The 14,297-nt window shown below is 53.5% G+C and carries 12 protein-coding genes; 4 read left to right on the top strand and 8 right to left on the bottom strand.

Annotation, left to right across the window (positions count from 1 at the left end):
• Positions 1-110 precede the first annotated feature (110 nt).
• The 4 genes from cmk to ACOTZC_RS00985 form a co-directional block, all read right to left on the bottom strand.
• The gene (gene cmk / locus ACOTZC_RS01000; protein ID WP_013097305.1) at positions 111-794 is read right to left on the bottom strand and encodes a (d)CMP kinase; all 684 of its coding nucleotides are present in this window, start codon (positions 792-794) and stop codon (positions 111-113) included.
• 185 nt (positions 795-979) lie between these two features.
• A complete protein-coding gene (gene aroA, locus ACOTZC_RS00995; RefSeq protein WP_421635549.1) occupies positions 980-2,263 on the bottom strand; it encodes a 3-phosphoshikimate 1-carboxyvinyltransferase in 1,284 nt (427 codons plus the stop codon).
• Between the two features lie 69 nt (positions 2,264-2,332).
• The gene (serC, locus tag ACOTZC_RS00990) at positions 2,333-3,421 is read right to left on the bottom strand and encodes a 3-phosphoserine/phosphohydroxythreonine transaminase (protein WP_029739497.1); all 1,089 of its coding nucleotides are present in this window, start codon (positions 3,419-3,421) and stop codon (positions 2,333-2,335) included.
• 162 nt (positions 3,422-3,583) lie between these two features.
• Positions 3,584-4,276: a DUF421 domain-containing protein gene (locus ACOTZC_RS00985; RefSeq protein WP_063408042.1), complete on the bottom strand. Its 693-nt coding sequence runs from the start codon at positions 4,274-4,276 to the stop codon at positions 3,584-3,586.
• 127 nt (positions 4,277-4,403) lie between these two features.
• Here ACOTZC_RS00985 and ycaO point away from each other — a divergent pair, with 127 nt between their 5' ends.
• The 4 genes from ycaO to pflA all read left to right on the top strand — a co-directional run bounded on the left by ycaO (position 4,404) and on the right by pflA (position 10,706).
• On the top strand, positions 4,404-6,164 hold the full coding sequence (gene ycaO, locus ACOTZC_RS00980; protein WP_164554872.1) for a 30S ribosomal protein S12 methylthiotransferase accessory factor YcaO: 1,761 nt from the start codon (positions 4,404-4,406) through the stop codon (positions 6,162-6,164).
• Positions 6,165-6,570: 406 nt separating this feature from the next.
• On the top strand, positions 6,571-7,428 hold the full coding sequence (focA, locus tag ACOTZC_RS00975; protein ID WP_008499974.1) for a formate transporter FocA: 858 nt from the start codon (positions 6,571-6,573) through the stop codon (positions 7,426-7,428).
• 51 nt (positions 7,429-7,479) lie between these two features.
• Positions 7,480-9,762 carry a formate C-acetyltransferase gene (pflB, locus tag ACOTZC_RS00970; protein ID WP_023310992.1) on the top strand — a complete coding sequence of 761 codons (2,283 nt, stop codon included), beginning with the start codon at positions 7,480-7,482 and terminating at the stop codon, positions 9,760-9,762.
• Positions 9,763-9,965: 203 nt separating this feature from the next.
• A complete protein-coding gene (gene pflA, locus ACOTZC_RS00965; protein WP_047173346.1) occupies positions 9,966-10,706 on the top strand; it encodes a pyruvate formate lyase 1-activating protein in 741 nt (246 codons plus the stop codon).
• A gap of 36 nt (positions 10,707-10,742) precedes the next feature.
• Here the strand turns inward: pflA and ACOTZC_RS00960 are convergent, their stop codons facing one another.
• The 4 genes from ACOTZC_RS00960 to ACOTZC_RS00945 form a co-directional block, all read right to left on the bottom strand.
• Positions 10,743-11,264, bottom strand: a complete 522-nt coding sequence (locus ACOTZC_RS00960) for an anti-virulence regulator CigR family protein (protein ID WP_045404123.1) — start codon at positions 11,262-11,264, stop codon at positions 10,743-10,745.
• Between the two features lie 123 nt (positions 11,265-11,387).
• The gene (locus tag ACOTZC_RS00955; protein ID WP_045404121.1) at positions 11,388-12,536 is read right to left on the bottom strand and encodes an MFS transporter; all 1,149 of its coding nucleotides are present in this window, start codon (positions 12,534-12,536) and stop codon (positions 11,388-11,390) included.
• A 274-nt stretch (positions 12,537-12,810) separates the two neighbouring features.
• Positions 12,811-13,674 carry a dimethyl sulfoxide reductase anchor subunit family protein gene (locus ACOTZC_RS00950; protein WP_045404119.1) on the bottom strand — a complete coding sequence of 288 codons (864 nt, stop codon included), beginning with the start codon at positions 13,672-13,674 and terminating at the stop codon, positions 12,811-12,813.
• Between the two features lies 1 nt (position 13,675).
• The gene (locus ACOTZC_RS00945) at positions 13,676-14,293 is read right to left on the bottom strand and encodes a DMSO/selenate family reductase complex B subunit (protein WP_021240882.1); all 618 of its coding nucleotides are present in this window, start codon (positions 14,291-14,293) and stop codon (positions 13,676-13,678) included.
• Between the last annotated feature and the right edge of the window lie 4 nt (positions 14,294-14,297).

The raw sequence follows: 14,297 nt of genomic DNA, 5'->3' as shown, positions 1-14,297 counted from the left end.
TTTAATCTTCAGGTTAATATTAACGTCCACCTGGCTCCGTGCCGGATGGGGTTGTTTCACATACCCGCCGTCAATCCATTGCAGCGGGGGTACTGCTAAATCGGTCGCGATTACGCGAGTGCCAGTTTTTGGCGCGCATATTGTAGCGCTTTTTCAATCACTTGCTCAATAGTTAAACTGGTTGAATCCAGAACTAATGCATCTTCTGCAGGAACAAGTGGGGCGACGGCGCGGTTACGATCGCGGTCATCGCGCTCTTTTATCTCGGATAAAAGGCGATCAAAGTTAACACTAAACCCCTTTTCCTGCAACTGAAGCATGCGGCGTTGAGCACGTTCTTCCGAAGAGGCGTCAAGGAAAATTTTCACTGGCGCATCAGGGAATACCACCGTTCCCATATCGCGTCCGTCAGCGATCAGCCCCGGGGCTTCACGGAAAGCGCGCTGACGACGTAACAGCGCCTCACGAACGCGCGGGAACGCAGCGACCTGAGAGGCCGCATTAGCCACTTCCTGCGTACGGATTTCGCCGCTCACGTCTTCCCCTTCAAGGATGACTTCCAGGTTGCCATCGGTCGATACGAAACGCACATCCAGATGCGCAGCCAGCGGAACCAGCGCTTCTTCAGACGCGACATCCACATGGTGATGCAGCGCGGCCAGCGCCAGCACGCGATAGATTGCTCCCGAATCTAAAAGATGCCATTGCAATGCTTCCGCCATCGCTTTGCACAGAGTACCTTTCCCTGCGCCACTCGGCCCATCAATGGTGATTACCGGGGCAACTGCCGTCATCTTTTTCTCCTTAAATAAGGCATACCGTTTATATGAACGCCGCGCATTATACGCGCCAACGTGCGCAACTGTTACCTTTGCGTGCAAATTACGGAATGATTGAAGCAGAGTGTAGAAGAAATGAGCGGAGGTGTTCGTAATGAAGCGTAAGGAAATGCCGCATCGGGCGATGCGGCAATACGTTATCAGGCCAGCGTGCTAATGCGTGCCAGCTGTTCGAAGTAGTCCGGGAAGGTTTTCGCCGTACATTTCGGATCAAGAATAGTAACCGGCGTGTCTGACAACGCCACCAGCGAGAAGCACATCGCCATGCGGTGATCGTTGTAGGTGCCGATTTCCGCAAACTGCAGTTTTGCCGGAGGGGTCACGCGAATGTAGTCTTCGCCCTCTTCCACCTCGGCACCGACTTTTCGCAGCTCGGTCGCCATCGCGAACAGGCGGTCCGTCTCTTTTACGCGCCAGTTGTAGATGTTACGCAGCGTGGTAGTGCCTTTGGCAAACAGCGCCGCCGTGGCAATGGTCATCGCCGCATCCGGGATATGGTTCATGTCCATGTCGATGGCGTTCAGCTCACCGTGGGTACAGGAGATGAAGTCATCGCCCCAGGTGACAATGGCGCCCATTTTTTCCAGCACGTCCGCAAAACGGATGTCGCCCTGCACGCTGTTACGGCCAATACCGGTCACTTTTACCGTGCCGCCTTTAATCGCACCCGCGGCAAGGAAGTAGGACGCGGATGACGCATCCCCTTCAACCAGGTAGTTGCCCGGAGACTGGTACTGCTGCTCCCCGCGCAACACGAAGCGCTGATAGGACTGGTTTTCCACCTCAACGCCGAAGGTTTTCATCAGGTGCAGCGTGATATCAATGTACGGTTTGGAGACCAGCTCACCTTTAATTGTGATAACCGTATCCAGCGGTGCCAGCGGCGCGGTCATCAGCAGTGCCGTCAGGAACTGGCTGGAGACGCTGCCGTCCACCTCGACGTGACCGCCGGTAAAACCGCCGCGCAGACGCAGTGGCGGATAGTTTTCCTGCTCAAGATACTCAACCTGCGCGCCGCCCTGACGCAAAGCATCCACAAGGTGACCAATCGGACGCTCTTTCATGCGCGGCTCGCCGGTCAGCACAATGTTGTTGCTACCCAGGCACAGGGCCGCCGCCAGCGGGCGCATCGCGGTACCCGCGTTGCCCAAAAACAGCTCAAGCTCTTCGCCCGAGCGCAGCGCGTCGCCGTTGCCGGTCACTTCGCAGCGGGTACGATCGTCGGAGAGAGTGTAATGAACGCCCAACGCTTTCAGCGCATTGAGCATATGGCGCACGTCATCGCTGTCCAGCAGGTTTGTGAGGACGGTGGTGCCGTTTGCCAGAGCTGCCAGCAGCAGAGCGCGGTTCGAGACACTTTTTGAACCAGGCAGATTAATGGTGCCATCTACCCGCGCGATAGGTTGTAACGTCAGGGATTCCATGAAAACTAAACTCTCAACTAAACATAATAAAAACCCCGCAGGGACGCTGCGGGGGTGAAAAACAGCAAATTAACCGTGACGACGTTCGAAGTCGATCATGAAATCCGTCAGGGCTTTAACGCCTTCCAGCGGCATTGCGTTATAGATGGAGGCACGCATGCCGCCAACGACACGGTGACCTTTGAGCGCATGCAGGCCTGCCGCGAAGGACTCTTCCAGGAACACTTTGTCCAGGCTGCTGTCCGCCAGCTGGAACGGCACGTTCATGCGGGAACGGTTAGCTTTAGCCACATCGTTGCGGTAGAAATCGCTCTTGTCGATCACGCCATACAGGAGTTCAGCTTTCTGCTGATTGACCTTGTCCATCTGCGCCACGCCGCCGTTTTGCTTCAGCCATTTGAAGACCAGGCCGGAGAGATACCAGGCAAACGTTGGTGGGGTATTGAACATCGAATCGTTATCGTTGAGCACGGTGTAATCGAGAATCGACGGGCAGGATTTATGCGCTTTACCCAGCAGGTCCTCACGCACGACGACGATAGTCAAACCGGCAGGGCCGATATTTTTCTGCGCGCCCGCATAGATAACGCCGTAGCGGCTGACATCAATTGGCGCAGACAGAATGGTGGAGGAGAAGTCGGCGGCAACCACGACATCGCTGCCGAAGTTTGGCGTCTCGTCGATGGCAATCCCGTCAATGGTTTCGTTCGGGCAGTAGTGCAGATACGCTGCGTTATCGGAAAGCTGCCACTCGCTCATTGGCTTCACGGCGCGCAGACCGTCAACGGTTACTTTGGCGTCGATAACATTCGGCGTGCAGTATTTATGCGCTTCTTTAACGGCGCTTGCTGCCCAGTAACCCGCGTCAACGTAGTCAGCCGTCGTTTTGTCACCGAGGATATTCAGCGGAACGCCTGCAAACTGGCCGCGTCCACCGCCGTGACAGAACAATACTTTGTAGTTCGAGGGAATATTCAGCAGATCGCGAAAATCCTTTTCTGCCTCTTCCGCCACCTGAATAAACTCTTTACCACGGTGGCTGATTTCCATCACCGACGTACCGAGACCGTTCCAGTCACAGAGTTCCTGTTGAGCCTGTTTAAGCACGTCTGCCGGTAACATTGCCGGACCTGAACTGAAATTAAAGACTTGAGCCATTTCCCCTCACCACGCTAAAAGCCATAAGTTATAACTGTGGATATCGGTTTTATCATTCAGTGACACGCGCCGCAATGTCTAAAACTTATGACCCGTGAAATGTGCCCCGCGTCACACAAAACAATCTGCCGCCTCGCTAAGACAAAACCGACAAAATGGCTGTCAGGTAATGCGTTTGGCCCGGCTAACCTTCGTCCATTCCGGATTTGCACAGCGGGGGCATAATTGGCGATCCCCCGGCTGCATCGCGACAACATGGCTACATTGTACGCAAGCATACTCGCCTGATTCCGGTACCGTTCTGAAACGCTCAATGAGCATATCCGGCAGGATACACAGTCCCGGCTTCACCTCGTCGTCAGAATAGTAATAGACGCTGATCTGCCCGTTGGTTTCCATGATCGCCAGACGCACCTGCCCGAGCTGTTCAACGCTGTTCAGGCGAAGCTCCATAAAGAACTCAAACTCGGTCATATTGGCGCTTTGTACATTTTCCCAGGCCAGCTGTCCGTCCTCGACGATAACGACAGGCTTCCCTTCAAGCAGATCTTCCAGCTTTTCGCTTTTCGACATCAGCCACATGACAAGGCGGTAAAGTAGCGCCAGTGAGACAAAAACGATAAACACCGGCACCATCGGCACATCGTCATAAAAGGCGACGTCCCCCGCCGCCGAGCCCAGCGTCAGGATGATCAACACCTCAAAGAGCGACATCTGCCGCACGCCGCGGCGGCCGGTGATTTTAAGAAACAGGAAGACGAGGACGAAGGTATACAGGCTACGCAGCGCCACTTCGCCCAGAAATTCAGGAGGAACTTTATCAAACGCCATCCGCTGGAGATCAAATGCTTTCATTTTTCTATGCCTTAACAGTCAGTTACTGCCACTAAGCATAGTCCAGCCTTTTATTTTCGCCGAAGATAGCACCCGTCACGCAAAACCCGTATCATTGCGCGCTTTACGTACGATAAAAGTGAACGCCATGACTCAAACGTTTATCCCCGGCAAAGACGCCGCTCTGGAAGATTCCATCGCTCGCTTCCAGCAGAAACTGACCGACCTGGGTTTTAACATCGAAGAAGCCTCCTGGCTCAATCCGGTGCCTCATGTCTGGTCCGTGCATATTCGCGATAAAGACTGTGCCCTGTGCTTTACCAACGGTAAAGGCGCGACAAAAAAAGCGGCACTGGCCTCTGCGCTGGGTGAGTATTTTGAGCGTCTGTCCACCAACTATTTCTTCGCTGACTTCTGGCTGGGCGAAACCATCGCTAACGGCCCGTTCGTTCACTATCCAAATGAAAAATGGTTCCCGTTGACCGAAGATGACGAACTGCCGGAAGGTATTCTCGACGCGCGCCTGCGTGCTTTCTACGATCCGGAAAACGAACTTACCGCCAGCATGCTGATCGATCTGCAGTCTGGCAATGAAGACCGTGGGATCTGCGCCCTGCCGTTCACCCGTCAGTCTGACGAGCAGACCGTGTATATTCCGATGAACATCGTCGGCAACCTGTATGTGTCCAACGGTATGTCCGCCGGTAACACCCGCAATGAAGCGCGCGTGCAGGGTTTGTCTGAAGTCTTTGAACGCCACATTAAAAACCGCATCATCGCTGAATCCATCAGCCTGCCTGAAATTCCGGCAGACGTGCTGGCGCGCTACCCGGGCGTAGTGGAGTCCATCGCTAAGCTCGAAGCAGAAGGTTTCCCAATCTTTGCCTACGACGGCTCGCTGGGCGGCAAGTATCCGGTTATCTGCGTGGTGCTGTTTAACCCGACCAACGGCACCTGCTTCGCCTCATTCGGGGCGCACCCTGACTTCGGCGTGGCGCTGGAGCGTACCGTTACCGAGCTGCTGCAGGGCCGTAGCCTGAAAGATCTCGACGTCTTCACTCCGCCAACGTTTGACGATGAAGAAGTGGCCGAGCATACCAACCTTGAAACCCACTTCATTGACTCCAGCGGTTTAATTTCCTGGGATATGTTCAAGCAGGACGCCGACTATCCGTTCGTGGACTGGAGCTTTGCCGGTACCACGGAAGAAGAGTTCGCCACGCTGATGGCTATCTTCGACGCGGAAGATCAGGAAGTCTACATTGCCGACTACGAACATCTTGGCGTCTACGCGTGCCGCATTATCGTTCCGGGCATGTCCGACATCTACCCGGCTGAAGATCTGTGGCTGGCGAACAACAGCATGGGTGCCCATCTGCGCGAAACGCTGCTGGCTCTGCCGGGCAGCGAGTGGGAGAAAGAAGATTATCTGAACCTGATCGCCCAACTGGACGAAGAAGGCCACGATGACTTCACCCGCGTACGCGAACTGCTGGGTCTGGCGACCGGTAAAGACAACGGCTGGTATACCCTGCGCATCGGTGAGCTGAAAGCGATGCTGGCCCTGGCGGGTGGCGATTTGGATCAGGCCCTGGCCTGGACCGAGTGGACCATGGAATTCAACCAGTCTGTCTTCTCTGCCGAACGCACCAATTATTACCGCTGCCTGCAAACCCTGTTGCTGCTGGCCCAGGAAGAGGACCGCGAGCCGCTGCAATACCTGAATGCTTTCGTACGTATGTACGGAGCTGAGGCCGTAGAAGCAGCCAGCGCGGCTCTGAGCGGCGAAGCGCCGTTCTATGGCCTGCAGGCTGTTGATAGCGATCTGAAAGCCTTCCCGGCGCATCAATCGCTGCTGAAGGCCTACGAAAAGCTGCAGAAAGCAAAAGCCGCTTACTGGTTAAAATAAGCGCACATAACATTACCAGCAGTAGGCGTATTCAATCGTCTGGGCTATATTACGGGGCAATTTCATTGCCCCGTTTTTTATTTTCTTCGGCAATGACTGTTGATTGTAATAATAAAGTTAAACATGGGTAAATATAATAATATTTACCTGGGCTTTACTGTTACTTTTTATGGTAAATACTCCATATTAATTAACTGCGCCAGGGGTGGCCGAACGAAAAAATTCAACTCTTTTCATAACTTTTAAAATTTATTTTTATACTGATAATCAATTACTTACTCCGCATTTGTTGTAAAACCATACACACTGCGGGCCTATAAGCCAGGCGAGATATGATCTATATCAATTTCTCTTCTATAATGCTTTGTTAGTATCTCGTCGCCGACTTAATAAAGAGAGAGTTAGTGTGAAAGCTGACAACCCTTTTGATCTTTTACTCCCTGCTGCGATGGCCAAAGTTGCCGAAGAAGCGGGTGTCTATAAAGCAACGAAACACCCGATGAAGACGTTCTATCTGGCGATCACGGCTGGTGTGTTCATCTCTATCGCTTTCGTCTTCTACATCACCGCCACCACCGGTACTGCCGGAATGCCTTTCGGCATGGCCAAACTGATTGGCGGCATTTGCTTCTCACTGGGTCTGATTCTCTGCGTCATCTGCGGCGCCGACCTCTTCACCTCAACGGTGCTGATTGTCGTGGCAAAGGCCAGCGGAAGAATTACCTGGGGTCAGCTGGCACGTAACTGGCTTAACGTCTACGTGGGTAACCTGGTTGGCTGTCTGCTCTTTGTTTTGTTGATGTGGCTTTCTGGCGAGTACATGACCGCCAACGGTGGCTGGGGCCTTAACGTCCTGCAAACCGCCGACCACAAAATGCACCACACATTTATCGAAGCCGTTGCTCTCGGCATCCTCGCTAACCTGATGGTCTGCCTGGCTGTATGGATGAGCTACTCGGGTCGTAGCCTGATGGACAAAGCCTTAATTATGGTTCTGCCGGTTGCGATGTTTGTTGCCAGCGGCTTTGAGCACAGTATCGCGAATATGTTCATGATCCCAATGGGCATTGTCATCCGCGACTTTGCGAGCCCGGAGTTCTGGACCGCAGTTGGTTCATCCCCGGAAAGTTTCTCTCACCTGACTATTATGAATTTCATTACTGATAACCTGATCCCTGTCACTATCGGGAACATTATCGGTGGGGGTCTGTTAGTTGGGTTGACATACTGGGTCATTTACCTGCGTGGCGACGATCATCATTGATGGTTTTCTCAGGCAGTAAATAAAAAATCCACTTAAGAAGGTAGGTGTTACATGTCCGAGCTTAATGAAAAGTTAGCCACAGCCTGGGAAGGTTTTGCGAAAGGTGACTGGCAGAATGAAGTAAACGTACGTGACTTCATTCAGAAAAACTATACCCCGTATGAAGGTGACGAATCCTTCCTGGCTGGCGCAACTGACGCGACCACCAAGCTGTGGGACAGCGTAATGGAAGGCGTTAAACTGGAAAACCGCACTCACGCGCCAGTTGATTTTGACACCTCCGTTGCTTCCACCATCACTTCTCACGATGCTGGCTATATCAACAAAGCCCTTGAGAAAATCGTTGGTCTGCAGACTGAAGCACCACTGAAACGCGCAATCATCCCGTTCGGTGGTATCAAAATGGTTGAAGGTTCCTGCAAAGCGTATAACCGCGAGCTGGATCCAATGCTGAAAAAAATCTTCACCGAATACCGCAAAACCCACAACCAGGGTGTATTCGATGTTTACACCAAAGACATTCTGAACTGCCGTAAATCTGGCGTTCTGACTGGTCTGCCAGATGCGTATGGCCGTGGCCGTATCATCGGTGACTACCGTCGCGTTGCGCTGTACGGTATCGACTTCCTGATGAAAGACAAGTACGCGCAGTTTGTTTCCCTGCAGTCCGATCTGGAAAACGGCGTAAACCTGGAAGCGACTATCCGTCTGCGTGAAGAAATCGCTGAACAGCATCGCGCGCTGGGTCAGATCAAAGAGATGGCGGCGAAATATGGCTGCGATATCTCTGGTCCGGCTACCAACGCTCAGGAAGCTATCCAGTGGACCTACTTCGGCTACCTGGCCGCAGTTAAGTCTCAGAACGGTGCAGCAATGTCCTTCGGTCGCGTATCCACCTTCCTGGATGCCTACATCGAACGTGACCTGAAAGCAGGCAAAATCACCGAGCAAGACGCTCAGGAAATGATTGACCACCTGGTCATGAAACTGCGTATGGTTCGCTTCCTGCGTACCCCTGAATACGATGAGCTGTTCTCCGGTGACCCAATCTGGGCAACTGAATCCATCGGCGGTATGGGCGTTGACGGCCGTACTCTGGTAACCAAAAACAGCTTCCGCTTCCTGAACACCCTGTATACCATGGGTCCTTCTCCGGAGCCGAACATCACCGTTCTGTGGTCTGAAAAACTGCCTCTGAACTTCAAGAAATTCGCCGCTAAAGTGTCCATCGACACCTCTTCTCTGCAGTACGAGAACGATGACCTGATGCGTCCGGACTTCAACAACGACGATTACGCTATCGCTTGCTGCGTAAGCCCAATGGTTGTTGGTAAGCAAATGCAGTTCTTCGGTGCGCGTGCAAACCTGGCGAAAACCATGCTGTACGCAATCAACGGCGGCGTTGATGAAAAACTGAAAATGCAGGTTGGTCCTAAGTCTGAACCGATCAAAGGCGACGTTCTGAACTTCGACGAAGTGATGGACCGCATGGATCACTTCATGGACTGGCTGGCGAAACAGTACGTCACTGCGCTGAACGTTATCCACTACATGCACGACAAGTACAGCTACGAAGCTTCTCTGATGGCGCTGCATGACCGTGACGTTATCCGCACCATGGCGTGTGGTATCGCTGGTCTGTCCGTTGCAGCTGACTCCCTGTCTGCAATCAAATATGCGAAAGTTAAGCCAATTCGTGACGAAGACGGTCTGGCTATCGACTTCGAAATCGAAGGTGAATATCCGCAGTTTGGTAACAACGACTCTCGCGTTGATGACATGGCGGTTGACCTGGTAGAACGTTTCATGAAGAAAATTCAGAAACTGACTACTTACCGTAACGCTATCCCGACTCAGTCTGTTCTGACCATCACCTCTAACGTTGTGTATGGTAAGAAAACCGGTAACACCCCAGACGGTCGTCGTGCTGGCGCGCCATTCGGCCCAGGTGCTAACCCAATGCACGGTCGTGACCAGAAAGGTGCGGTTGCCTCTCTGACTTCCGTTGCTAAACTGCCGTTTGCTTACGCGAAAGATGGTATCTCTTACACCTTCTCTATCGTGCCAAACGCGCTGGGTAAAGACGACGAAGTGCGTAAAACTAACCTCGCGGGTCTGATGGATGGTTACTTCCACCACGAAGCGTCCATCGAAGGTGGTCAGCACCTGAACGTGAACGTCATGAACCGTGAAATGCTGCTCGACGCGATGGAACACCCTGAGAAATATCCTCAGCTGACCATCCGCGTATCTGGCTACGCAGTACGTTTTAACTCCCTGACTAAAGAACAGCAGCAGGACGTTATCACCCGTACTTTCACTCAGTCCATGTAAGTGGAATTGACTGAAATCACGCGTTAACAAGCGTACAATAAAGGCTCCACGTCAGTGGGGCCTTTTTAGCACCCTCTCCACCTCAGTCTCTTTTGTCCGCTATCTATACTGAATGGATAACAGCCAAAACAGACTTAACACAGCCGGCTTTGAGCTGTGCATACACAGGCCCGGGACGGGCCGATGATGGAGATATCACCGCAATGTCAATTATTGGTCGCATTCACTCCTTTGAATCCTGTGGCACCGTCGATGGCCCGGGTATCCGCTTTATCACCTTTTTCCAGGGCTGCCTGATGCGCTGCCTGTACTGCCATAACCGTGACACCTGGGATACGCACGGCGGTAAAGAAGTGACCGTTGAAGACTTGATGAAAGAGGTGGTGACCTACCGCCACTTTATGAACGCGTCCGGCGGCGGCGTCACCGCATCCGGCGGTGAAGCCATTCTGCAGGCTGAATTTGTCCGCGACTGGTTCCGCGCCTGCCATACAGAAGGCATTCATACCTGCCTCGACACCAACGGCTTTGTACGCCGCTACGATCCGGTTATCGACGAGCTGCTTGAAGTGACCGATCTGGTCATGCTCGATCTCAAACAGATGAACGATGAGATCCACCAGAACCTCGTTGGCGTCTCAAACCACCGCACGCTGGAATTCGCCAAATACATTGCCGATAAAGGCATCAAAACCTGGATCCGCTACGTGGTGGTTCCCGGCTGGTCAGATGATGACGACTCCGCGCACCGCCTGGGGGAATTTACCCGCGACATGGGCAACGTCGAGAAAATTGAGCTTCTGCCCTATCACGAGCTGGGTAAACATAAATGGGTGGCAATGGGCGAAGAGTACAAACTCGATGGCGTGAAGCCGCCGAAGAAAGAGACGATGGAACGCGTCAAAGGTATTCTTGAACAGTACGGCCACAAGGTGATGTATTAAAGAAAAGGCCCGGTGAGAACCGGGCCTTTTTATATTCTATTTAAAGACGCCGTTAATAACGGAGGTCACAATGGCTGTACTCAGCGCAATTAAGACCAGGTCATCTCCGACCACGCGCCATTCATAGCCCGGGTAGGAAGGAAGCTGGCCCAGCATTGAGGCCGGCACGGTTTTCTTCGCAATGCCCGGAGGCAACGGCTTACCGCGCGCCAGGTTTTTCGCGATACCCGGAGGCAGAGAGTCATAGCCCGTTAAGCCATAATTCAGCGCCAGATGGCGGGCATGATCGAAGCTCACGCGAGCGTCGACATCGTTACCGACATCTTTACTGCTTTTAAAACTTTTATCCGATTTCCCAGGGTTATCCTGGCCGTTATTTTGCTTATTGCCATGGTTACCAGAATTCCCGTTACCATGATTACCGCCATTACCTTGCCCGCCACCGTTCCCGTGACCACCGCCATTCCCGTTACCAGGATTAGCCATGACCGGAGCCGTTGCAAACGTTAAAGACAACACTACGGCAAGTGCGGTAGCGGAAAAACGACGAATAGACATGATTGCTGCCTTATAGTGGTAGGACTCACATGAATTATCGCCTGGCGTAATAAACAAACAATAAGTAAAACTCTTAGTTGTGACAGGGACAAAAAAGCCTGTCATCGACAGGCTTTTAATTAATCAGGCATGAGCCACAGGCGTTGGGTGCTCTCCCGCTTTGCGCAGCAGCATTAAAAGATAAATAAACGATACGCTGGCGATCATGATAAACAATAAATTATCAGAGTAATTCTGCATCAGCATCGCGGTAAACGTCGGCCCTAATAAACTGCCGATGGTATAGCTCAGTAACAGCGCCTGGTTCATTGCCACCAGCTGGTGATGTTCTACTTTCTCACAGGCCCAGGCCATCGCAACCGGATAGAGCGTAAAGCCGGCGGCCCCGAGAATAAACAGCGCAGGCGCCATCGCGGCGTTGCTGAGCATCGCAAGGCATCCCATAATCACCACAAAGACCTGGACGCGCAGCACCAGAAGACGACCGAAACGATCCGCCAGACGGCCTATCGGCCACTGCCCGACAATACCCGCGCTCACCATGACCGCCATCCAGAAGCCAATTCCGGAATCGCTGACGCCCTGATGATTAAGATAGAGCGGCATCAGGCCGTAGAGCGAGCCCAGTACAATCCCCGAGATAATGCAGCCGTTAACGCCCAGACGCGCATGACGAAGTCTCAGCATCGGCCAGACGTGGGTCGCTTCCTGATGCTCGCTGTTCTGGTTCACAATGCGCGTGAAGAGCAGCGGCAGGATCGCGGCCAGCACCATGCCCGTTACCCACGGCAGAACGCTCATCAGATCGGTTGGCAGCTTGCTGACCATCAGTTGCCCCAGCACGGTGCCGACGTAATAAACCATCATATAGGCCGCCAGCAGGCGTCCACGGTTGCGGGAGGTGCCGCTGCACATCAGCGCACTTTCAACCACCACCCAAATCATCGCGCAGCCTACGCCAGCGATAAAGCGCCACGCCATCCAGCTCCAGAAGCCGACCATCAGGCCCAGCCCGGCACACCCGGCGGCGAAAATCAGCGAAGCCAGATAATAGCTGCGATTAAAGCCAAAGCGCTTAATCAGGCTCCCGGTCATTAGCGTACCCAGCAGGTTCCCGGTAAAAAAGGACGAGCTGACCATACCCACCTGCCAGGTCGGTAAGTTTTCATGGGCGAGCCATAGCGGGACGAGCGTATTTAACACTGCGATCGCCAGGGTCAACAGAAGCAGGCCACAGAGCAACAGAAGCACTGGCCGGGTATAGGTGGTCATGGATTAAAAACCGTGAGGAAGTTCAGATTTCGTGCGCATCATGCCACTGGCAAAAACAAAGTCAATCCACTGATTTAGCCGCCTCGCACAATATGTTCCCTGTCGATTTAAAAAACTTATCCTGCTAATGCCACGCCTGCTATAGATATTAATTATGTGTCTGTTTTTATTTATTAATGGGCGAAATTAAAACAAAACGACAGTCGAAAAATTTCATGATCGAAAAAAGAAAAACCGGGCACTCAGGCCCGGCTTGATATAACTCAATGCAACGTTAGCTGGCGATAGCCATACCAACGGTCATATGCAACCCGTAGAACACGCCGCGGCCAATCAGTTCACCCGCCAGTACCAGCACAAAAGCCAGTGACAGCAGCGGCAGCGCCGGCTGATAGCCTTTGAGCTGAGGGGCAATCCAGAATACCAGCGCGGCGACCAGAAGAACGATACGCCAGGCCATCAGCGCACCGTAGTCCGGCACCAGGGCAGAAGCCTGCTGGATAGAGCTGTGAATGGTTGCCAGTTCAGCCCCCTGCATCAGGGCGACCATCGCACTCACCACCAGCGCCAGCAGCGAAACAGCGGGCAGCAAACGCATTGCCCACCCGTCTACGCCCGCCACGCGCAGCAGCAGGTAGCCCAGCAGCGGCCCGCCGATAAACATCGTCAGGAAGAAGCTCATCGGCGTCCAGACGCTGTACCAGGTTGGAACGGTATCGATGGTGTTATAGACGCGCACCATCATCCACACGAACACCACGCCCAGTACCATGGTCACGATCAGCCACAGGCTGCGCAGACCCGCAGGCAATTTCTTCAAAGCGGCCAGCAGCCAGCCCAGCCCACCGACGGCAAAGAAAATTGCCCCGCTGGCAATCTCGTTACTAAGGGATGAGGCCCCCACGCGGTTCAGAGAGTTAAACGCGCGCATCGGCGAACCCAGGTGCAGCGTAGAGGCGATAAACCCAATCCCCATCAGCACCCACAGGCCAAACATGCTCAACACCAGACGCTGCTGCTGTTCAGCGTTGAGATTCCCCTTCAACAGAGCCAGCGCGAGCACAATGAAACCGCCCGCCACGCACTGACCAAAGACCGTGAAGATCATCAGCGGCCATTCATGCCATCCACTTCCCATCTCACACCTCCTTCGGATTTGCCAGGTAGCCGGTAGTGTCACCTGTAGGACGGCTGTTGGCGTTAGGTTTAATCACAATGCTCGGCTTCGTGAAGTGCGCAGACGGCAGCGGTGCCACTGCGGCAAGCTGACCGTGTTTTTGACGCAGCTCTTCAATCGGGCCGAAGTCCAGCGCGCGCAGCGGGCAGGACTCAACGCAAATCGGCTTTTTGCCATCCGCCACGCGGGTGTGGCAACCGTCGCATTTTGTCATATGACCTTTGGCGGCGTTGTACTGCGGCGCACCGTACGGGCACGCCATGTGGCAGTACCGGCAGCCGATACAGACATCTTCATCCACCACCACAAAGCCGTCTTCACGCTTGTGCATTGCCCCGCTCGGGCAGACCTTGGTGCAGGCCGGATCTTCACAGTGGTTGCAGGCAATCGACAGGTAATAGGCAAAGACGTTCTGATGCCAGACGCCGTTATCTTCCTGCCAGTCGCCCCCGGCGTATTCGTAGATGCGGCGGAAGCTGACGTCAGGAGTCAGGTCTTTGTAATCTTTACAGGCCAGCTCGCAGGTTTTGCACCCGGTGCAACGGCTGGAATCGATAAAAAATCCATACTGGGTTGTCATCGGC

Source organism: Enterobacter cloacae complex sp. SHL009, from assembly GCF_049237205.1.
GTDB classification, from domain to species: Bacteria; Pseudomonadota; Gammaproteobacteria; order Enterobacterales; family Enterobacteriaceae; genus Enterobacter; species Enterobacter cloacae_M.
Note: the sequence above shows the minus strand (reverse complement) of the source record. Positions and strands in the feature narration are given on the sequence as shown.